The following is a 21,001-nucleotide window of genomic DNA, read 5'->3' as shown; positions in this document are numbered from 1 at the left end:
GCTTCTCTGATGTGAACCAGTTGTTGACCGAGCGGGAGGGCGCTGTGCCGGCCTCCGTGCGTTCCGATCTCGAACACGTGTTCCGCTCCGCGTACCCCAAGGTGGTCGGGGTGGCGGCCCGGGTGCTGGGGTCGCGGGACGAGGCCGAGGACGTCGCCCAGGAGGCGTTCCTGGCGTTCGGCCGCAGCAGCGTCCCGGCGGGTGAGGCGGTGGGCTGGCTGTGTGTGGCGGCCGCCCACACCGCGCTGAACCATCTGCGTTCCGGGCGGCGGCGGGCCTCCCGGGAGGAGGCCGCCACTGACGGTGGTCACTCGACCGCGCCGGATGTCGCCGACGCGGTGGTCACTCTCGACGAGCGCCGGAGGGTACGCGCGGCGCTGTCCCGTCTGCCCCGCAGGCAGGCGATCGCCCTGGTGTTGCGGCACAGCGGCCTGAGTTACGCCGAGGTCGCGGCCGCTCTCGAACTCTCCCCCGGCAGCGTGGGCACCACCGTGCGGCGCGCCGAATCCGCCCTTCGTAAGGAGCTGGGTCATGCCTCACCCGAGTGACGGTCTGCTGCGCCGTCTCGTCGACGAGCCGGACGGGGTCGCCGACGCCGACCGCGAGCATGTGACGTCGTGTGGGCAGTGCCGGTCCCGTCTCGTCGAGGCGGAGGCCGACGCGCTGCTGGTCGAGTCGGCGCTGCGGTTCGACGTGGAGCCGGACGTGGACGCGGCCTGGATTCGCCTGGCCGGCGCGGCGCCGGTGGCCGTGCCGGTGCGCAACAGGCGCAGGTTCGCGGTGCGCAGCCCGGTCGTGGCGGTGATCGGGGTGGTGGCGCTGCTGGGTGGGGCGTCGGCGGCCGCGGCCGGGGACTGGTTGCAGATCTTCCACACCGAGAAGGTCGCGCCGGTGACCGTGGATCAGGCCGACCTGGTCGCTCTGCCGGATTTATCGTCCTATGGCGCTATGACCGTGGAGGAACGGCCGAACGTCCGAAGCGTCGAAGGCGCCAACGAGGCGCGGCGGATCACCGGACTCCCCACTCCCCTGGTCAAGGAGCTGCCACGTGGCGTGACCGGGCAGCCGCGTTTCGTCGTAGGAAATCGGATGAAGGCGATCTTCACCTTCGACCGCGAGAAGGCCGAGCAGGCGCTCGGTCAGCCGATGCCCGAGCCGCCCGCCGGACTGGAGGCCAGTCAGTTCAGCCTCACCGCCGGCCCCGGTCTGGCCGCCGTCTGGTCCGAGGCACGGGGCGTGCCGGCGCTGATCGTCGGCCGGGTGAAGGCGCCGGCCGCCTACTCGACCGGGGTGCCGTTCGAAACCGGCCTCGACTACCTGCTCACCCTGCCCGGCCTGCCGGCGACGGTCGCCGACCAGTTGCGCAGTTTCACGAACGCCACCACCCTGCCGCTGCTGGTCAGGTCGGCGACGCAGGTCAGCTTCACCACGGATGTCAACGGCACCCCGGCGACCGTGCTGGCCAGCCGGGACGGGGCCGTCTCCACGGTCGTCTGGGTGGAGAAGGGCCACGTCAACGCGGTCGGCGGCACGCTCAGCAGCGACGAGGTCCTCGGCGTGGCCCGGAACCTGCGGTGGAAGCAGTGACCGACTCCCCCGCCGTGTGGGCCTCCCACCTGCGCAAACGCTATCGGAAGCGGGTCGCGGTGGACGGCGTGTCGTTCACCGTGGCCCGCGGCGAGGTGCTCGGGCTGCTCGGGCCGAACGGGGCCGGCAAGACCAGCGTCATCAAGATGATGCTCGGCCTGGTCCGGCCGGACGCGGGCGAGGTGATGCTGCTCGGCCGCCCGAACACCGATCCACGGTCCCGGGAGCGGGTCGGCTATCTGCCCGAACTGTTCCGCTACCAGCCGTGGCTCACCGCCGGCGAGGTCCTGGCATTGCACGTACGCCTGGCGGGGGTGACCGTTTCGGATCGCGAACGCCGGGAAGGGCTCGGCCTGGTCGGTCTCGCCGACCGGGCATCCGACCGGGTGGGCGGCTTCTCCAAGGGCATGCAGCAGCGGCTCGGCCTCGCGGTGGCGCTGGTGTCTCGGCCGGAACTGGTGGTGCTCGACGAACCGACCAGCGCCCTCGATCCGCTGGGCCGCGCCGACGTCCGTGACCTGCTGCTCTCGCTGAAACAACGGCGGGTCGCGGTGCTGCTCAACTCGCATCTGATCGGCGAGGTGGAACGGGTCTGCGACCGGGTGCTGATCCTCGACCGGGGCCGGGTAGCGGCATCCGGCACCCTGGCCGAGATGCTCGGGCGCCGGAAGCTGCGCCTGCGGCTCGGCAACGTGCCGGACGGCCTGCTGGACCCGTGCGAGAGAAGCGGTGACCTCTACACCGTCGCCATGCCCGACGACGTCCCCGCGCTCGTCGCCGACCTGGTCGAACACGGGGTGCGGGTACACGCCGCGGAGCCGGCCCGCGCCACCCTCGAGGAACGGCTGCTCGACATCCTGCGCACCCACCCGGAGGAGCACCGGTGACCGTCCTGACCATCGCCTCACTGACCCTGCGGGAGGCGTCCCGGCGCCGGGTGCTGCGGTCGCTGGCGGTCCTGACCGTGCTGCTGCTGGCGCTCAGCGCGTGGGGCTTCTCCCGGATCGACGCCGAGTTCGGGGGCCTGACCAGCGGCGAGGCCAAGGTCGCCGGGTCGACGGTGCTGAACCTGGTGATGTTCGGCTACAGCCTGATCGCCGCGCTCGGCACCGCCTTCCTGGCCGGGCCCAGCCTGGCCGGGGAGGTCGAGTCCGGGATCGCGCTCGCCATGATGACCAGGCCGATCCACCGCTGGTCGGTGCTGCTCGGCAAGTGGCTGGGCCTGGTCGCGTTCGGGTCCGGGTTCGTGGCCGTCGCCGGGGTCGCCCAGTTCCTGATCGTGTACCTGACCGTCGGCTACTGGCCGCCGCATCCGGTGACCGGTCTGCTGCTGCTGGCCGGGCAGACGGCCGCGCTGCTCACCCTGGGTCTGCTGTTCGCCACCGCGGTCTCGCCGATGGCGTCCGGAATCGTGGCGGTCGGCCTGTTCGGCGCCACCTGGATCGCCGGGGTGGTCGGATCCGTCGGCGAGGCCCTCGACAATCCGAGCGTCGCCCAGATCGGGGTGGTGTCGCGGATGCTGCTGCCCACCGACGGGCTGTGGCGCGGTGCGATGAACGCGTTCCAGGATCCGGCGCTGCTCGCCCAGATCGGCACCGGCGTGGAGGAGTCACCGTTCCTGAGCATGGCGCCGCTCACCCCCGCCTACCTGACGTGGGCGGCGATCTGGACACTGCTGGTGCTGGGCCTGGCCGCGCTCGGTTTCCAGCGCCGCGACCTGTGACGGCGCGCCGATTTCGCCTTACGGGACGAATAGGGCAGGATCACCAGGTGCTCGACGAGGACCTGCCCGCGCTGCCCGACCGCCTCCAGCGGATCCTTCTGGCGATCCGGGACGCGGTCGTCAAACACGGTTACGCGCCGTCGACCCGGGAGATCGCGGACGGGCTGGGCATGTCGGCGTCCACGGTGAGCCGGCATCTACGCACGCTGGAGGAGTTCGGTTACCTGCGGCGCGGGCGGGGCGTGGCGCGACCGGTCGACGTCCGCATGTTCCTGGAGACCACGCCATCACCGTCCGACGACACGGTCGGGGTCCCGCTGGTCGGCACGATCGCGGCGGGCACCCCGATTCTCGCCGCCGGCGACGACACCGAGGAACTGCTGAACCTGCCACGCGACCTGGTCGGCCGGGGCACGCTGTTCAGCCTGCGGGTGCAGGGCGACTCGATGGTCGACGCGGCCATCTGCGACGGCGACATCGTCGTGGTCCGCCAGCAGTCCGAGGCGTGGAACGGCGACATCGTCGCCGCGATGATCGACGACGAGGCGACGGTCAAGGTCTTCCGGCGACGCGGCGGCCACGTCCTGCTCGAGCCGCGAAACCCGGCTTACCAGCCGATCCCCGGCGACGACGCGGTCATTCTCGGCAAGGTCGTCACGGTCCTGCGCCGCATCTGACCCCCTTCCCTGTACGACCACCGCACGCGACCTCACCACCCACTCCAGGCCGCAGCGCGGCCCCGGTCCACCTACATGGTCACCCTCGCCACCGCGGCCCGAATCGCCACCCGTCACCGTCACACCGGACTGGATTCGGGAACCGTTCCAAGTGGCTCGGGTCGCGGACGGCCGTTTGACGCCTTTCCGACTGTCCGGCCCCACATCGACGGCCGCTGGTGTACCGATAGTGATCGCCGGGCACCATGGGGATCGCTGCCCGCTGCCACATCCTGGCAGGAACATCGCGACCGCGGACCCGTACAGCCGGACCAAGGCGAGGAGGTGCCCGGGACATGGACGGCCCCGAACCTTACGGACGACCGCCGCGGGTCGACGGCATCACGACGGTCGACGTCGGTCGAGAAATAGAGGTGCATCGCCTCGCGGTTGCCGGTGGTGAGGCGGCCATCGCCCGTGACATCGGTGACCGGCTGGGCCGGGTGCTGCTGCCCAGGTCCCGGTTCGCCGAGGCACATGCCATCGCCACCGCGACGCTGACCCTGGGCCCGAACGCCAGCGCCCTCTACGACCGGGGCTGGGCCCGCCAGGCGACCGGCTGGCCCCGGCCGGCACTAGAGGACTACCAGCCGGCCCTGGACCTGTACCGGCAGGCCGGCGATCGGGCCAGCGAAGCCGCCACACTCGCCAGCATCGGCCTCGTGCACAACAGGCTGGGCGACCAGCGACAGGCACTGAACTACTACCACCAGGCCCTGGACCTGTACCGGCAGGCCGGCGATCGGGCCGGCGAAGCCACCACCTTCAACAGCATCGGCCTCGTGCACAACAGGCTGGGCGACCGGCGACAGGCACTGAACTACTACCACCAGGCCCTGCCCACCTTGCAAGAGATCGGCGACCGGGCCGGCGAAGCGGTCGCCCTCAACAACATCGGCCTGGTGCACAACAGGCTGGGCGACCGGCGACAGGCACTGAACTACTACCACCAGGCCCTGCCCACCTTGCAAGAGATCGGCGACCGGGCCGGCGAAGCGGTCGCCCTCAACAACATCGGCGGCGTGTACACCCGACTGGGCGACCAGCGACAGGCACTGGAGCACTACCAACAGGCCCTGCTGATCCAGTTGGAGGTCGGCGACCGGGCCGGCGAAGCGGTCACCCTCAACAACATCGGCGGCGTGTATAACACGCTGGGCGACCAGCGACAGGCACTGGAGCACTACCAACAGGCCCTGCTGATCCGGCTGGAGGTCGGCGACCGGGCCGGCGAAGCGGTCACCCTCAACAACATCGGCCACCTGTACTACGTGCTGGGCGACCGGCAGCAGGCACTGGACTACTACCACCAGGCCCTGCCCACCTTGCGAGAGATCGGCGACCGGTTCGGTGAAGCGATCACCCGGCACAACCTCGTGATGATTCACCGGGCCGACGGCAACCTCGCCCTGGCCGCCGCCGAACTCGAGCGCGTCGTCGACCTCGAACGGCAGGTCGAACACCCCAACCTGACCAACCACACCGCCCTGCTTGAGCAGGTACGCCACGAACTGGCACAAACCGACACCGTGACCTGATCATTTTGTCGACCCTCCACAGGTACATGGGGCCTCGGGGATATGGCAACCTGCCAGCCCCAACCTCGGTCGCCGAAACAGCCGCCGAACGGTGGCAAAATTGCGATCAGCGCGGCAGGGACAGCGCTGATAGCCGGCCGGGGAGGTCAGGCTCGGGTGGTGCTGGTTAGGTAGCCGGGGAGGCGGATGTGGTCGCCGTTCCAGAATGCGGCCACGTCGGCCGGTGTGACCCGAGTGTTCGTCCAGTCCGGGGCGGTGAAGACGGAGCGCAGGTAGTCCTCGGTGACGCCCCAGCCCTGGCCCGCCTCCACGCCGATGGCCAGCACGAACAGGCTTCCGCCCGGGACGAGCAGGGTGGGCAGCAGGGCGAGGTAGCCTTCCACCCCGCCCCAGCGGTGCAGGCTGTGCAGCAGGCCGGAGTCGAACACGATGTCGAACGGATCCATGGCCAGCTCGATGACGTCGCAGACCCGGAAGTCGACGGTCACCGCGGCGGCGAACGCCTTGGTGCGGGCGCGTTCGATCGCGACCGACGAGATGTCGACAGCGGTCACCTGGTGGCCGCGTCGGGCGAGGGAGATCGCCAGTTCGCCGGTGCCGCAGCCGAGGTCGAGGACGGACGCCCCGCGTGTCACCACGGCGGCGAGCGCGGGCTGTGGTCCGCCGATCTCCCAGGGCGTGGCGCCGTCCTGATAGATCTCGTCGTAGTCGGGCATCACGGCTCCTCGACGCCGCTGATCCGGTATCCACGGACGCCGGCGGCGGTGATCGGCGTCCGCAACCGGCCTCTCTGCGACCTTATCCGGGACGCCGGCCGGGCCGCGATCGCGGCCCGGCCTTCGACGTGGTCAGTACCGGTACTGCGCCACGAGGCTCTGCAGCTCGGTGCCCATGCGGGCCAGGTCCGCGCTGGCCTGCCGGGTGTCCTCGACACCGGTCGCGGCCAGCTGTGATGCCTCGGCGACACCGGCGACGGTGGTGGCGATCTCGGTGGCGCCCGCCGCGGCGTCGGAGACGCTGCGGCTGATCTCGCTGGTCGTCGCGGCCTGCTCCTCGACGGCGCTGGCGATCGTGGTCTGGTACTCGTTGATCCGGGCGATCACGTGGGTGATCTCGCCGATGGCCTCGACCGCGCCCTTGGCGTCGGTCTGGATGGCCTGCACCCGGCGGGAGATCTCGTCGGTGGCGCGGGCCGTCTCCTGGGCCAGGTCCTTGACCTCGGTGGCGACGACCGCGAAGCCCTTGCCCGCCTCGCCGGCACGGGCGGACTCGATGGTGGCGTTCAGCGCGAGCAGGTTCGTCTGCTCGGCGATCGCGGTGATCACCTTGATCACGTCGCCGATCTCGGACGACGACACGCCGAGCTTCGCCACGGTGGCGTTGGTGTTGCCGGCCAGGATGACCGCGTTCTCGCCGACCCGGGCCGCCTCGGTGGTGTTCTGGGAGATCTCGTTGATGGACGCGCCCATCTCCTCGGTGCCGGCCGCGACGATCTGCACGTTGTGCGACACCTGGTCCGCCGTGTCGGCGACCTGGGTCGCCATGCGGCTCGCGTCGCCGGAGCCGGCCGCGACCTGGTCGCTGGTGACGGACAGTTCCTCGGACGCCGCGGCGAGGGTGTCGGCGTTGCCGGCGACGGCACTGACCAGGACCAGGCTGCGTTCCAGTTCCTCGTTGAACGCGTCGGCGAGTTGTCCCATCTCGCGGCTGCCGGCCGGCTGGAGCCGGAACGACAGGTCGTAGACGTCGCGTTTGCGGAGGGCGTCGGTGTAGCGCACCACGATCCGCCCGACCTTGGACTGGAGCAGGAACACCACGCCGCCCATCACCAGCGGCAGCAGGACGGCCAGCGCGATCAGCAGGTGGATGGCGTTCTGGATCGACTTCTCCGCGTCGCTGACGACGGTGGCGGCCCGGTCGTTCAGCAGCTGCTGGAAGTGCTGGAGCGGCTCGGTGATCACCGCCTTGTCCGCCTCGTACTTCTTGTCGAACATGATCGTCCGGGCGACCGCGAGCTTCTTCGCATCGCTGAGCGCCGCGTCGTCCGCGGACAGTGTGACGTCGGCGATCGCCGGCGGCATGTCCGCCTGGGGCACCCCGGTCGCCTCGAGGACCAGCCGCTGTGATCGTGACTCGGTGTCGACCAGCGCGTCGGAGTTCGCCTTGGCCTCGTCGACCAGCGCCAGCTCGTCCGCGGTGGCGCCGAGTTCCTTGAGCTGGCTGACCACGTGGTCGCGGGTCTTGGTGGTGTCGATCTCGTTCCAGTACGCGTCGAGGTGTTCGGATTCGGTCGTGACGGCGTACTGGCGGGCCTGGTCGGTCAGGAAGTCGGAAGCGCCGCGAAGCTGCACCCCCAGTGCGGCGAACCGGTCCTGCCGGTCAGCGGCCGTCCGTTGGTCGTCGACGGCGTCGCCGGTCAGGCTGACGCCGAGGACCAGGAGGCCGGTGATCAGGCCGAGGCCGCCGACGGCCACCTTGCTGACGGTGGACTGCCGTACCGCGGCCCGCTTCGAGATCGACAAGGGGCTTCTCCTCGCTGTCGCTTCGGGAACGTCTCCCGCAGCGATCGGCCTTCACCACGACCCGCTGAGCCGCTTCTCATCTGGTGAAACCTGGTGGTCAGGTATGTCGGCGCAGCAGGGTCTCGACGCCGTCGAGGAGGCGGTCGAGGCCGAAGCGGAAGGAGCGGGCCGGGTCGCCGACGGCGTTGTACTCCTGGCCGGCGGCGGTGCCGACGCGGCCGGAGAGCGGGTAGGCGCCCGGGGGCATCACCTTCTCCAGGACGGGCGCGTTGGCGGCCCACCATTCGGCGTCGCTGATGCCGGATTCCTCGGTGGTGCGGTGGGCCAGGATCGAGGCGCGGGCGGCCCCGGCCGTGAAGTCGCAGACCATGGTGGTCACCTGGTCCATCTCCAGGTCGGTGAGCCCGTAGCCCTCGATGGCCTCGAGCTGCCACTCGTAGCGGGTGCAGCAGTGCGGGCCGATCCACGGGCGGCTGGACTCGACCTGGAGCAGCCACGGGTGGCGGTGGTACTCGTCCCACAGGTGCCGGGCCACCCCGGCCAGGCGGTCGCGGAGCGGGCCGTCCGGGTGCGGCGGGTGCGGGATCTCGCCGATGACCTCGTCGACCATGAGGCCGATCAGTTCGGAGCGGCCCGGCACGTACGTGTAGATCGACATCAGTTTGAGGCCGAGCCGGTCGGCGACCTTGCGCATGGAGAAGACGGGCAGGCCGTCCTCGTCGGCGACCGCGATGCCGGCCCGGATCACCTCGTCGACGCTGACCCGCTGTTTCGGGCCGCGGGTGCCCTGCGGGGTGCCGAGCATCGAGCGCCACAGAAGGTTCAGAGTCCGGTCGGGTTCCACGTGGCACAGACTACCCCGTGAGGTGTACGGTGTTCCGCGCTACGATTTTCCGTAAGGCATACGGAGTTAAGGAGCGTTCCTGTGGACACCCTGATCGCCGAGGGACTGCGCAAGAGATATGGCGACCTCGACGCCCTGGACGGCTTCGACCTGCACGTGCCGGCCGGGGTCATCCACGGCCTGCTCGGGCCGAACGGCGCCGGCAAGACCACCGCGGTGAAGGCCCTGACCACCCTGATCGACCTGGACGGCGGAGTCGCCCGGGTCGCCGGCTTCGACGTCCGCACCCAGGCGAAACAGGTTCGCGCGAGCATCGGCCTGGTCGGGCAGAACCCGGCGGTCGACGAGATCCTCGGCGGCCGCCAGAACCTGGTGATGTTCGGCCGCCTCTACGGCCTCGCGAAGGCGGACGCCCAGGCCCGCGCCGGCGAGCTGCTGGACCTGTTCGACCTGACCGCGGCGGCCGAGCGGGCCGTCTCCACCTACAGCGGGGGCATGCGCCGCCGCCTCGACATCGCCGCCGGCCTGGTGCTCACCCCGGCCGTGCTGTTCCTGGACGAACCGACCACCGGCCTGGACCCGCGGGCCCGCAACGAGGTGTGGACCAGCATCCGGGAGACCGCGGCCCGCGGCACCACGGTGCTGCTCACGACGCAGTATCTGGACGAGGCCGACCAGCTGGCCTCGGAGATCTCGGTGATGAACCACGGCCGGGTGATCGCCGAGGGCAGCCCCGAGGCCCTGAAACGGAAGATCGGCGGCGACCGGGTGACCGTCACCCTGCACGGGCCGCTCGACGAGGCCGCCCGCGCGCTGGGCGGAACCGTCGACGAGGAGACCCGGACGGTCACGGTCGAGGTCACCGAAGGGCTGGCCGCGATCGTCCGCACGCTGGACGCGCTGGACGCGAGCATCGAGGACCTCCAGCTGCGCCGCCCCACCCTGGACGAGGTGTTCCTGACCCTGACCGACAAGGAGCCGGCCAAATGACGACCCTGCGCGCGGGCTGGATCATCACACAGCGCGACCTGGCCCACTGGGTGCGCCAGCCCTGGGGGCCGATCTTCGGCCTGATGTTCTCGATCATGCTGCTGCTGGTGTTCGGGTTCCTGTTCGGCGGGGCGATCAACGTGCCCGGCGGCGGGGACTACATCGCCTACCTGCTGCCCGGCATGATGGCGCTGAGCATGCTGTTCGGGGTCGAGTCGACGGCCACCGCGATGGGCAACGACGCCCGCAAGGGAATCACCGACCGGTTCCGGGCCATGCCGATCGGCAGCGCCTCGGTGGCGCTCGGGCGGGTCGGCGCCGACATGACCAACTCGACGGTGGAGCTGCTGGTCATGCTGGTCGGCGGGCTGGCCGTCGGGTGGCGGATCACCGGGGATGCGGTTGCGGCCGCTCTGGCCGTACTCCTGCTGTTGCTCTTGAGGTTTTCGATGCTCTGGATCGGGATCTTCATCGGCCTGCGGTTCCGTGGGGAGGGCGCCACGTCGGCGGTGCAGGTGCTGGTGTGGCCGATCGGGTTCCTGTCGACGGCGATCGTGTCGGCCGAGACGATGCCGGGCTGGCTGGGCGCGATCGCCGCATGGAATCCGCTCTCCGCGACGGCGACCGCGGCCCGTGAGCTGTTCGGCAATCCGACCGGCGTGACCGGCGGGGTGCTCGCCGATCACGCGGTGCTGCTGGCGGTGGCCTGGCCGGTGCTGCTCACGGTGATCTTCGCGCCGCTGTCGGCCCGGGCGTATCGCCGGCTACGGGCGTAATCGAGTCAGCCGAGGGTGCGGCGCAGGCCGCGCCGCACCCCACCGGCCCGGCTGCGGATCCGGGCCATGATCGTCGGTTCCGGTACGGGCACCTGCTGCCGCAGTTCGTCGGCGTGCCCGAGCATGCCCACGATGGTCTCGATGGCGGCGTCCAGGATCTGCCGTTCGTCCAGCTCGTCCGGGGTGGGCGTCTGCCTCATCCCGGACGGCCGCAGCTCCCCCAGATCACCGACGATGTGACACGGATAGTCCTGGAGCTCCTTGATCTGCTGCTCGGCCAGGTCGGCGATCCACTCGGCACGGTCCAGCCCGACGCCGAACCGCATGTCGTTGTCGCGCCGTTGCAGCACCGCCCGGACCAGATGCTGGTGCACCACCCGCTGGTAGGGCATCCGGTGCGGAAAGCGGTCCCCGAGCGCCATGTTGACCCGCCGCAGCAGCTCGATCTCCGGCGCGCCGAGCGACAGGTTGGCGGTGGGCGCGGTCATCTCGCAGACCCCGTCCGGGATGCCGATGATCCCGGCGAACCGCTGCCACAGCAGCTCACGCGGCGCGCCCGGCGGCGGGACGGTGACGACGTGCCGGCGCTCCGGCGGCACCAGGTCGCCCCAGCGCAAGAACATCCGGTTGGCGGTGTGGTGCTCCCAGAACCCCTCGAACCGGCCCAGCTCGACGGCAGTGACGAACTCCTCGAACCGCCAGGTGCTGCGGGCCCGGATGCTCTGCTGCCACATCGACGGGAACGTCCGCCACAGGTCGCGGGCCGCCACGATGACGTGCACCTCGGCCGGCGCGAGGCTCTCCACGGCCCGTTTCGCCTGCTCGGCGTCGGCGGCCCCGAAACCCTCGTTGGTGAGCACGACATCGCCCGGCCACCTGGTGAACGTCTCGACCAGCCGGTCCCACGTCCAGTACGCCTGCGGGTCGCGCCACGGCACCTGCCGCAGATCGGTCATCGCCTGGTCGTGCGCGGTGAACGAGACCGGCATCAGGAAGCCGGCCCGTTTCAGCCGCTCGGTGTTGTTCCAGAGCACGTCCTGCACGAAGGTGCTACCGGTCTTGGGCGCACCGATGTGTACGAAAACGCGCCGTGGCATCCGGCCTCCACCTCATCCGTCCCGAACCACGTGAATGATCAACAATCCTGGTGAAAGACTGATGACACACTCCCGTAGGAAGTGTTTACGTCAGGTAACGACAATGTCAGCGTGATCTGCTTCGTGTACCGCTCCCCGTACGAGGGAATTCTCGGCAAACACGTCCGCCGGCTGCCCGACGCCACCGTCCTCGACTGGTTCCGCCGCGGCTGGACCGAGGCTGCCGCCGATCCCCGCGCCTGGGTGAAGGCCGAACTCGGCGCCGAAGTCTACGGCCTCGATTCGATCTTCGAGGAGGCGACGGAGCGGTCCCTGCCGTCGCCCGGCTCCATGTCCGAGCTGCGCAAGCTCCTCAAGCGATATCTGTACGTCGAGGGCGCGGTGAAAGTGGACGACCACTCCGTGCGGGCGTCCACGGACGACGACGAGGTGCCGCTCGCCTACTTCTTCCTCGACCAGAGCCTGGTCGCCGCCGAACCGTCCCGGCTGGCGTACGCGTTGCACGAGCAGTGGCCGCTGCCCGCCTCCGGGGGCGACGACGACGGCGAACCGGTCACCACGTTCGCGGTGTCCACGCTGGGTGACGTCGACTGGGACACCCAGGGTGTGGTGGTCCGGCTGCGCGGTGTCCGGCTCCCCGACCTGCCCGCCTGGCTGCGCTCCACCGACGTCCCGCGCGACTGGCCGCCGGAGCTGACCCTGCTGCGCGCGGCGGTCGGCCCGCACGACACCGACCTGGAGCCGGCCCTCGACCGGATCAACCGGTGGGGCGCCTGGAACGATCAGTACCTGGACGTCGAGGGCCTGGACGGCGGCCACGACGAGGCGCACCGCATCGTCCGCGAGGTGATGGCACAGGTCGCCGGCCACGAGAGGATCCCCGGCCCACTGGGCCGCCGCCGCCCGGCCGACGGCCGGATCGCCGTCGCCGACCACCTGGCACAGGCCGTCTTCCACATGGACGACACCTTCGGCTACCAGCAGATGTTCCTCTTCGACGACATATGGGCCGCCCGCCACCATTATCTCGCGAAGTCCCTGATCCGCTGGTTCAAGGGCAGGTGGGACCTGATATGACGGCATGACCGGTGATGTCGCCGCGACGTGGTCGGTGCCGGTGCTCGGCGGTCTCCGCGAGGACGACCTGCAAACGGCCCTTGAACATGCGACGCAGCTGCTAATCGACGTGTGGCGCATGGGTCAGTTCGCGGGTGCCGTGAATCCTCAAGAGTGGCCGAGCCGTCAGCTGGCCCGGCCGTGCCCGGCCAGCTGATCAAGCTGCCGGCGCAGGTCCGTTGCCTCATCGGCCCGGCCGAGACCGTCGAGGACATCTGCCAAGGTGCGGTACGCCGAAATCAGCTGTCCGGCGAACACGTCGGGCAGTTGCTCGGTGAGTGGCTCGAAGAGGCCGATCGCCTCGGTGACCGATTCCAGAGCCTGGGCATAGTTGGCTTTCACGTTCACGCACACCCACCCGTACGCCCGCAACGACATGGCGAGGTCGGGCAGGTAGGCGTCGGGGTTGGCCTCGGCCAGCCCACGCCGAATGGTGACGGCTTCCTCAGCCCGGGCCAGGGCCTGCTCCCGACGGCCCAGCCCGGACAGGAACGTGCCGAGGTTGTGCAACGACGCGGCGAGGTCGGGCAGGTAGGCATCAGGGTTGGCCTCGGCCAGCCCACGCCGAATGGTGACGGCTTCCTCAGCCCGGGCCAGGGCCTGCTCCCGACGGCCCAACTCGGACAGGTGGTTGCCGAGATTGTTCAACGACGCGGCGAGGTCGGGCAGGTAGGCATCAGGGTTGGCCTCGGCCAGCCGGCGGTAGATGACGGTCGCTTCCTCAGCCTGAGCCAGGGCCTGCTCCCGACGCCCCAACTCGGACAGGAAGGCGCCGAGGTTGTGCAACGACGCGGCGAGGTCGGGCAGGTAGGCATCAGGGTTGGCCTCGGCCAGCCCACGCCGAATGGTGACGGCTTCCTCAGCCCGGGCCAGGGCCTGCTCCCGACGGCCCAACTCGGACAGGCGGTTACCGAGGTTGTTCAACGACGCGGCGAGGTCGGGCAGGTAGGCATCAGGGTTGGCCTCGGCCAGCCGGCGGTAGATGACGGTCGCTTCCTCAGCCTGAGCCAGGGCCTGCTCCCGACGCCCCAACTCGGACAGGAAGGCGCCGAGATTGTTCAACGACATGGCGAGGTCGGGCAGGTAGGCATCAGGGTTGGCCTCGGCCAACCGGCGGTAAATAACGGTCGCTTCCTCAGCCGGGGCCAAGGCCTGCTCCCGACGCCCCAGCCCGGACAGGAAGATACCGAGATTGTTCAACGACACGGCGAGGTCGGGCAGGTAGGCATCAGGGTTGGCCTCGGCCAGCCCACGCCGGATAGTAGCGGCTTCCTCAGCCCGGGCCAGGGCCTGCTCCCGACGCCCCAGCCCGGACAGGAAGATACCGAGATTGTTCAACGACACGGCGAGGTCGGGCAGGTAGGCATCAGGGTTGGCCTCGGCCAGCCCACGCCGGATAGTAGCGGCTTCCTCAGCCCGGGCCAGGGCCTGCTCCCGACGCCCCAGCCCGGACAGGAAGATACCGAGATTGTTCAACGACACGGCGAGGTCGGGCAGGTAGGCATCAGGGTTGGCCTCGGCCAGCCCACGCCGAATGGTGACGGCTTCCTCAGCCACGGTCAGGGCCTGCTCCCGGCGGCCCAACTCGGACAGGCGGTTACCGAGGTTGTTCAACGACGCGGCGAGGTCGGGCAGGTAGGCATCAGGGTTGGCCTCGGCCAACCGGCGGTAAATGACGGTCGCTTCCTCAGCCCGGGCCAAAGCCTGCTCCCGAAGGCCCAACTCGGACAGGCGGTTACCGAGGTTGTTCAACGACATGGCGAGATCGGGCAGGCAGGCATCAGGGTTGGCCTCGGCCAACCGGCGGTAAATGACGGTCGCTTCCTCAGCCCGGGCCAAAGCCTGCTCCCGAAGGCCCAACTCGGACAGGCGGTTACCGAGGTTGTTCAACGACATGGCGAGATCGGGCAGGCAGGCATCAGGGTTGGCCTCGGCCAACCGGCGGTAAATGACGGTCGCTTCCTCAGCCCGGGCCAAAGCCTGCTCCCGAAGGCCCAACTCGGACAGGCGGTTACCGAGGTTGTTCAACGACATGGCGAGATCGGGCAGGCAGGCATCAGGGTTGGCCTCGGCCAACCGGCGGTAAATGACGGTCGCTTCCTCAGCCCGGGCCAGGGCCTGCTCCCGACGGCCGGCGTTGGCCAGTCGGAAGGCGTGGGTGGCGTGTAGCCGGGCTTGTTCGGCGGGGTCAGTGGTGTGGGTAAGCCGGTGGGTGGTGAGGGTGGTGGTGATGGCGGCGGCGATGTCGAGGTCGATGTGCCGATTGGCGGGTAGCAGCGGTTCCAGGGGTTCCAGCACAGCCGGGTCGAGGCCGGGGATGCCGGTCAGGCGGGTGAGGGTGGCTCCGCCTGCGGCGATGATCAGGTGCGGGTGGGTCCGGATCAACGGGTACAGCATCTGCTCGGCCAGGTGTGGCCATCGGCGGGCGGCCTCGACCAGCGTGGTGACCGCCGCCGCGGTCCACACCGGCGGCTCTGGCAACGCGGTGGTGAGCAGCCCGGTGACCGCCCCGGGCGCCCAGTCGCGGGCCAGCCGGTTCTCCGCGTTCTGGCCGTCGGGTATCGACAGGGCGATCAGGTCCTCGCCGAGCCGGTCCGGGTGCACCGGTTCGAACACCGTGCGCCCATCGGCGGGCGGGTAGCAGACGGTGTGGTCGTCGATGACCCGGTCCACGGGATTCTCGGTGTCGGTGAATCCGGCGCAGGTCAGTGCCTGCCTGGCGACGGGACGGGGCCGGGCGCCGGTCAGCGTCGCGGTGAACACGACCCGGTGCATCAGTTCCGGCCGGGTCGGTACGGGGGCTTCGGGACGGGTGTGCAGGTGCTGCCAGTAGGCCTGTTCCCGTCGCAGCAGATATGTCGACACCGCCGCCGGATCGGTCGGGGCCTGCCGGCCGTGCCGGTGGGCGTCGACGGTGGCGAGGGCAGCCATGTGCACGGCCAGGACCTGCCCGTACCCGGGGCCGGACGGCGGCGGCACCGGCCACCCGCCCGCCGGGGCCGGCAGATTCATCGCGTCGGCGAACCGGCCGGCGGCCGTGGTGAACAGGCCCGGCCAGTCGTCGAGGCTGTCGGCGGCCAGCGGGGGCAGGCTCATCTGGTCGACGTCGATGCCGAGATCGCTGTCGGCGCGGTCGGCGACCGCCGGCCACCAATAACCGTCCGAGCGGGCCAGCAGCAGGACCCGGATCCGGGCCCGGAGCGTCTGGTGCAGGTCGTGCATCTGGGTGAGCAGGGCCAACAGTGCCGAGGCCGGCCACCGGTCGGCGTAGTCGACCACCACCAGCACCGCACCGGCGGGCACCCCGACCCGCGACACCCCACCGGCATCCGCGCCCGCAGCCAGAGCCGGGGTGTGGGTGACCTGCCACACCGCGCATCCCGCCGCCGCGGCCAGGACGCCGACGTGTCCGGCCAGCCGGGTCTTGCCCTGTCCTCCGGGAGCGTGGATCAGCCGCGCCGCGACCGGCTCGGACCCGTCCGACCAGGTGGCCAGGCTGTCCAGGGTGCGTTGCCGGCCGGTGAACGGCACGATCTGGTGACGGGCCAGCAGCAACCGGCTCGGCTGCGCCCGCGCCCGGTCCGCACTGACCGGAACCGGCCGGTCATCGGCCGGTACGACCCGGTACGGCGGCGGCTGCCGGCTGACGATGGTCACATCCCCACCCACGTGCGCGATCTGGACGATGTCGCCGAAGACCAGGTTCCCGGTCACGGTCTGCTCCGACACCGGACCCGGTTTCGACCACCGACTCATCGGTCGAACTCGACATCGCCGCCGACCTGGTTGTCCGCGTCGTCCAAGGTCTGCACGGCCACCCCGGCCACCAACAACACCCCACCCGCGACCATCCACTCCCGCCGCTGTCGCTGTCGCGTCATCACACCATCGTGGACTGCCGCCACCACGACGGCATCACCCGAACGGCGGCCCGCCACACGGTGGACCATCACCCGGAAGCGGTCAGCCGATCCGGGCCGGCCACGGCGCCGCATCCTCCCGCCGGCCGAACGCTGACTTGTGCGAGAGATGGACCAGCTGGCTCTCCAGGTACATCGCGGTGTCGTGCAACCAGCCGTGATGTCGGCCGGTGACCACGAGCACGTCGCACAGCCGGCGATCTTCCGCCGGCAGACTCTGTGTGAAAGCCAGCGCGTCGGCGATCGGGCTCAGCCGGGACGCGCCGCCAACCGCGATGCTGACCGGCACACCCCGGGCCAGCACCGTTTGGACGGCCGCGGACAGGGTCCCCCGGCTGTGCCCGCGACCCAGCGTGATCGACAAGGACAGCCGGCCGAGCACCGCGTGCACCCGGTCACCACCGGCCAGGCTGTGGTAGGCATCGCGGTAGCCCAGGAGCGGATTACGGCCGACGTCCTGGGACAGTTTCGGGCCCTCGCCGACGTACCGGCCGACCAGGGCCGGCAACGCGACCTGGCGCAACCCCGGCGGGTCGGCGAGCGCCAGACTGTCCACCTGCACGCCGTGCCGGGGCGCTCGCGCCGCGATGTGTGCCGCGAGCGAGGCGCCCTGGGAGAATCCGAAGATCAGGATTCGGCGTACGCCCTGGTCGGTCAGCCCGGTCAGGTAGGCCTCCGCCACCGCGGAGAAATCACCCCTGGCCGTTGCCCGGCGGACCTGCGGCTGCTCCAGCACGGGGAGCAGCGACGGACCCGGTAACGCCAGCACGGCCGGGGCGGGCGCCTCCCGCTGTCCGGCGATCAGCCGGCGCAGCAGTCCGGCCCGGATCAGCGGCAGCGGGTTACGCCATCGGACGTCGCCCCCGAAGGGACCGAGGCAGACGACCGCGTCCGCACCGACCTCGCCGAACGACACCAGGTGCGGCACCGAAGCCGTGGTGATCTCCACCGCATCCGCCCGCATCTCGGTGACCAGGGATGGCAGGGACAAATCAAGGTACGGTCGCAGCAGACCGGCGACTATGTCCGAATCGGTCACACTCACTCCTGTCGCTTGGGTCCGGCCACCACGACGTTCGTTCCGAAATGTATTCGCGGTAGTGGGCCGCCCGCCACCACTATCTCGCGAAGCCCCTGACCCGTTGGTTCAAGCGCCGGTGGGACCTACTGTGACGGCATGGCCGGTGACGTCTACGTCCTCCTGGTAGGTGTGAACGACTACGGCGGCCGCATGACCGCGCTGGACGGCTGCCTCAACGACATCGACGGGTTCCGGGAGCTGCTACGCGACCAGGTCCCGCGGCCGATGCTGCGGATCCGGGAACTACGCGACGCCGAAGCGACGCGGCATGCCGTCATGGACGGATTCACCGGCCACCTCGCCCGGGCCGGGACCGGAGACGCGGCGGTCTTCTACTTCTCCGGGTACGGGTCGGTGGAACCGGAAAGCGAACACCCGACCATCGTGTGCGCCGACAGCCGGACACCCGGTGTCCCGGACCTGGCCGAGGCGGAGATCAACGCCCTGATCGCCGAGGTCACCGCCGGCGGCGCCCACATGCTGGTCATCCTGGACTGCGGCCACACCCACCGCTACACGAGTGCCGGCAGACGGTCACGCGCCGTCCCGCCCGACCCGCAGTCGCGCCGGATCGCGCTCACCCCGGAACTCAACCCGCCACGTGTCGTCCTGGCCGCCTGCCGACCCGATCAAACGGCCTCGGAGCTGGTGATCGACAGCCTTTCCCAGGGCGCCTTCTCGGCGATGCTGCGGCAGGGGCTGGCCACACCGGAGACCTTCTCGTACTACGTGCAGCACAACTGGGCGTACCACTGGGTCACCCAGCTGGTCGGCGATCAGGAACCGGTCGGCTACGCCGTACCGCCCGCCTCCATGGACGAGCCGATGTTCGGCGGGATCGTGCGGCCGCGCCCGCCCGGGGTCAGGCTGGAGCGCTACCAGGGCCACTGGTGGATCGACGTGGGCCCGGCGCACCGCGTCCCGCCGCCGCTGGACGGCCGGACCACGGTCGTGGCGGTCCATCCTCCGGAGCCGGACGGCGCACCACCGCTGGGCCGTGCCCGGGTGACCGAGGTGGAGTCCCGCCACTGCCGGGTGACCGTCGACCCCGGCTGGGACCCCGACCCGGGCCTGCGGTATCCGGCCACCGTCGTCGACCTGCCGCTGCCGCCGGGCGGGATCCGGCTGGACGGCGTCCCGGAGGCCACCGACCTGGTCCGCGCCCACATCGCGGACTCCCCGCACATCCGCGAAGCCGGCGACGGCGAGTTCGTGGTCCACGCTCGTTACGGATGGCTGATGATCGCCGGGCCCGACGGCACGCCGCTGGCCGCGCCGGTTCCGGCCACTCCGGAGGGCGCCGTCATCGTCCGGGAGCGGCTCGACCATCTGGGCCGCTGGCAGGCCGTCAAACAACTGGACAATCCGGTGTCGACGATCGCCCGCGGGCAGGTGCGCCTGCACCGGACCAACCACAATCCCCGGCCCATGCTCGACACGTTCCAGTCGTGGCCTACCGCACCGGGAGACAGCGATCCCGTAGACCTCGCCTATCAGGCGGCCGACGACCTGTCCCTGGGCAACGCGACCGACCGTCCCCTGTACTGCGCCCTACTCACCCTGACCGACGATCTCCGGATCCACGACCGGCTGCTCCCCACCCGGCTGATCCCACCACGTTCCGGCGTGGACGTCTCCGAGGGCTTCTCGGTGGCCGGCGTCATCCCCGAGGATCGCTGGAACGGCCGTGCCGTCGTCGAGGCGTGGTGGAAGATCATTGTCTCGGAGCAGCCGTTCGACTCGGCCGCGTTCGACCTGCCCCGCCTCGGCGAGCCCGTCCCCACACGATCGGCGGCCGTCCGGACCAGCCGCAACGTCCTCGACCGGCTGGCGGTCCAGGCTGTCACCCGTGACGAGGCGACGGACCCGGACGGCGGACCGGAGTGGGCAACCGTCCTGCTCACCGTACGGCTCCACCTGTCTCCCGCTCCGCTCAGACGGTGAAGCCGCCGTCCACGTTGACGGTCACCACGGTGGTTCGACTGGTACGTCTCGTGATGGTGATCGTGTGCTTCAATTGCTGACCGTCGCATCGATCTTTGGTGATCAACGGGGAGTTGCATTGAAGCGCAGGAATGTTTTCCGGGCCGTGGCCGCCGCCGGAGTGGGCGCGCTGGTGGCGCCGTCGCCGGCGTTCGCGGCGGGTCCACCGGCCCTGGTGACGAACCCGGCCCAGGCCGACCGGGAGTTCGTCCTCTGGCTGTCGGTCCACGATCCGCGCCGGTCCGTCCGCGAGGCGGCCACCGCCGCCCTGGCCACCGCCGCGCAGGTCACGACGTTTCTCGCCAGCGGCTACCAGGCCGCGCTGGACCAGGCGGCACAGATCCGGGCGGGCCACCTCGACTTCGCCAACAGCAAGGCGGCCGCGCACCCGGCGTCGACGTTCCCATGGGTCGCCGCGGCGGCCCGGCGCGCGCTCGAGGGCACCGATGCGGAGCTGGCCGAGTTCGCCGGCACCGGCTACGCGGCGGCGCTGCGCGACGATCAGGCCGGGATTGCGTACGACGACGGCGCGGCCCTGGTGACCCCGGCCGACTGGGACTTCCTCTCGACCCTGGTCGCCCTCGACGCGGGCACCAGCATCTATCAGCGTGCCCGATTCGTGGACACCGACGCCGACCTGGCGGAGTTCCTGCGCCACGGCCTGCTCAGCGCGGCTGCCGTGGACCTCGACCTGCTCCGGGCGCAGTACGTCGCCGACGAGTGGGCGAAGTGGCCGGAGCTGCGGTTCCGGACCGTGCAAGCCGTCGAGATCGACCAGGCCGCCCGGGCGGGCACCGCGAGCCCCGCCACCGCCGTGCGGGCGTGGCAGGACCTGATCAACCGGTTCAACCGGCAACCGTCCTACTGGTCCCAGGGCGAGCGGCTGACGCGGACCCGGAGCGAGGCGTGGGGCCGCGTCTCGCAGCGGGCCGGCGCGTCGTCGACCTTCTACCTGGACCCGATCGTCGGCGGCGCGGCGGCCGTCCGCGGCCGGTGGCTCACGGAGACCAGCAACGCCGCCGAACGGTCGGCCTGGTGGACCACCCTGATCCGGTACGCCGAGGACACCGTCCTCGACTGGATGCATTCCTGACCGGCGCCGGGACCG

Annotated in this window: 18 protein-coding genes; 11 read left to right on the top strand and 7 right to left on the bottom strand. The window is 70.5% G+C overall.

Annotated elements, in window-relative coordinates; all coding sequences use genetic code 11:
* The first annotated feature begins 11 nt into the window (after nucleotides 1-11).
* From BJ964_RS34675 to BJ964_RS34650, 6 genes are all read left to right on the top strand, one after another.
* The gene (locus tag BJ964_RS34675) at nucleotides 12-548 is read left to right on the top strand and encodes a sigma-70 family RNA polymerase sigma factor (RefSeq protein WP_203832943.1); all 537 of its coding nucleotides are present in this window, start codon (nucleotides 12-14) and stop codon (nucleotides 546-548) included.
* Nucleotides 532-1,587 carry a hypothetical protein gene (locus tag BJ964_RS34670; protein WP_188124583.1) on the top strand — a complete coding sequence of 352 codons (1,056 nt, stop codon included), beginning with the start codon at nucleotides 532-534 and terminating at the stop codon, nucleotides 1,585-1,587. Before BJ964_RS34675 ends, BJ964_RS34670 begins: the two co-directional genes overlap by 17 nt.
* Nucleotides 1,584-2,474: an ABC transporter ATP-binding protein gene (locus BJ964_RS34665; RefSeq protein WP_229807459.1), complete on the top strand. Its 891-nt coding sequence runs from the start codon at nucleotides 1,584-1,586 to the stop codon at nucleotides 2,472-2,474. Before BJ964_RS34670 ends, BJ964_RS34665 begins: the two co-directional genes overlap by 4 nt.
* On the top strand, nucleotides 2,471-3,310 hold the full coding sequence (locus BJ964_RS34660; protein ID WP_188124581.1) for an ABC transporter permease: 840 nt from the start codon (nucleotides 2,471-2,473) through the stop codon (nucleotides 3,308-3,310). The genes BJ964_RS34665 and BJ964_RS34660 overlap by 4 nt, the downstream gene beginning before the upstream one ends.
* 47 nt (nucleotides 3,311-3,357) lie before the next feature.
* Complete coding sequence (gene lexA / locus BJ964_RS34655) at nucleotides 3,358-3,987, top strand: transcriptional repressor LexA (RefSeq protein WP_203832944.1); 630 nt, start codon at nucleotides 3,358-3,360, stop codon at nucleotides 3,985-3,987.
* A 335-nt stretch (nucleotides 3,988-4,322) separates the two neighbouring features.
* A complete protein-coding gene (locus BJ964_RS34650) occupies nucleotides 4,323-5,564 on the top strand; it encodes a tetratricopeptide repeat protein (protein WP_223149663.1) in 1,242 nt (413 codons plus the stop codon).
* A 146-nt stretch (nucleotides 5,565-5,710) separates the two neighbouring features.
* On the opposite strand, the gene BJ964_RS34645 is transcribed toward BJ964_RS34650, so the two are convergent.
* The 3 genes from BJ964_RS34645 to BJ964_RS34635 all read right to left on the bottom strand — a co-directional run bounded on the left by BJ964_RS34645 (nucleotide 5,711) and on the right by BJ964_RS34635 (nucleotide 8,891).
* The gene (locus BJ964_RS34645; protein ID WP_188124580.1) at nucleotides 5,711-6,280 is read right to left on the bottom strand and encodes a class I SAM-dependent methyltransferase; all 570 of its coding nucleotides are present in this window, start codon (nucleotides 6,278-6,280) and stop codon (nucleotides 5,711-5,713) included.
* A gap of 132 nt (nucleotides 6,281-6,412) precedes the next feature.
* Entirely contained in the window at nucleotides 6,413-8,086 is a 1,674-nt protein-coding gene (locus tag BJ964_RS34640; RefSeq protein WP_229807458.1) for a methyl-accepting chemotaxis protein, read from the bottom strand.
* A gap of 97 nt (nucleotides 8,087-8,183) precedes the next feature.
* Nucleotides 8,184-8,891, bottom strand: a complete 708-nt coding sequence (locus BJ964_RS34635) for a TetR/AcrR family transcriptional regulator (RefSeq protein WP_188127343.1) — start codon at nucleotides 8,889-8,891, stop codon at nucleotides 8,184-8,186.
* A gap of 120 nt (nucleotides 8,892-9,011) precedes the next feature.
* Between BJ964_RS34635 and BJ964_RS34630 the strand changes: the two genes are divergently transcribed.
* The gene (locus BJ964_RS34630) at nucleotides 9,012-9,920 is read left to right on the top strand and encodes an ATP-binding cassette domain-containing protein (RefSeq protein ID WP_188124579.1); all 909 of its coding nucleotides are present in this window, start codon (nucleotides 9,012-9,014) and stop codon (nucleotides 9,918-9,920) included.
* Entirely contained in the window at nucleotides 9,917-10,696 is a 780-nt protein-coding gene (locus tag BJ964_RS34625) for an ABC transporter permease (RefSeq protein ID WP_188124578.1), read from the top strand. Before BJ964_RS34630 ends, BJ964_RS34625 begins: the two co-directional genes overlap by 4 nt.
* 5 nt (nucleotides 10,697-10,701) lie before the next feature.
* On the opposite strand, the gene BJ964_RS34620 is transcribed toward BJ964_RS34625, so the two are convergent.
* Entirely contained in the window at nucleotides 10,702-11,793 is a 1,092-nt protein-coding gene (locus tag BJ964_RS34620; RefSeq protein WP_188124577.1) for a hypothetical protein, read from the bottom strand.
* Nucleotides 11,794-11,904: 111 nt separating this feature from the next.
* Here BJ964_RS34620 and BJ964_RS34615 point away from each other — a divergent pair, with 111 nt between their 5' ends.
* The gene (locus BJ964_RS34615) at nucleotides 11,905-12,870 is read left to right on the top strand and encodes a hypothetical protein (RefSeq protein WP_188124576.1); all 966 of its coding nucleotides are present in this window, start codon (nucleotides 11,905-11,907) and stop codon (nucleotides 12,868-12,870) included.
* A 165-nt stretch (nucleotides 12,871-13,035) separates the two neighbouring features.
* Here BJ964_RS34615 and BJ964_RS34610 read toward each other — a convergent pair whose 3' ends face one another.
* From BJ964_RS34610 to BJ964_RS34605, 3 genes are all read right to left on the bottom strand, one after another.
* Nucleotides 13,036-16,623 carry a tetratricopeptide repeat protein gene (locus BJ964_RS34610; protein WP_316254211.1) on the bottom strand — a complete coding sequence of 1,196 codons (3,588 nt, stop codon included), beginning with the start codon at nucleotides 16,621-16,623 and terminating at the stop codon, nucleotides 13,036-13,038.
* A 38-nt stretch (nucleotides 16,624-16,661) separates the two neighbouring features.
* Nucleotides 16,662-16,790: a hypothetical protein gene (locus tag BJ964_RS48550; protein WP_262479403.1), complete on the bottom strand. Its 129-nt coding sequence runs from the start codon at nucleotides 16,788-16,790 to the stop codon at nucleotides 16,662-16,664.
* An 82-nt stretch (nucleotides 16,791-16,872) separates the two neighbouring features.
* Nucleotides 16,873-17,868: a hypothetical protein gene (locus tag BJ964_RS34605; RefSeq protein WP_188124574.1), complete on the bottom strand. Its 996-nt coding sequence runs from the start codon at nucleotides 17,866-17,868 to the stop codon at nucleotides 16,873-16,875.
* Nucleotides 17,869-18,006: 138 nt separating this feature from the next.
* On the opposite strand from BJ964_RS34605, the gene BJ964_RS34600 reads away from it, so the two are divergent.
* On the top strand, nucleotides 18,007-19,854 hold the full coding sequence (locus tag BJ964_RS34600) for a caspase family protein (RefSeq protein ID WP_188124573.1): 1,848 nt from the start codon (nucleotides 18,007-18,009) through the stop codon (nucleotides 19,852-19,854).
* A 118-nt stretch (nucleotides 19,855-19,972) separates the two neighbouring features.
* Nucleotides 19,973-20,986, top strand: coding sequence for an ALF repeat-containing protein (locus BJ964_RS34595; RefSeq protein ID WP_188124572.1), 1,014 nt, complete (start codon nucleotides 19,973-19,975; stop codon nucleotides 20,984-20,986).
* The last annotated feature ends 15 nt before the right edge of the window (nucleotides 20,987-21,001 follow it).

Origin of the sequence: Actinoplanes lobatus, from assembly GCF_014205215.1 — a bacterium.
In the GTDB taxonomy this organism is placed as follows: Bacteria; Actinomycetota; Actinomycetes; order Mycobacteriales; family Micromonosporaceae; genus Actinoplanes; species Actinoplanes lobatus.
The sequence above is the reverse complement of the archived record's forward strand: the minus strand, read 5'-3'. Positions and strand labels throughout refer to the sequence as shown.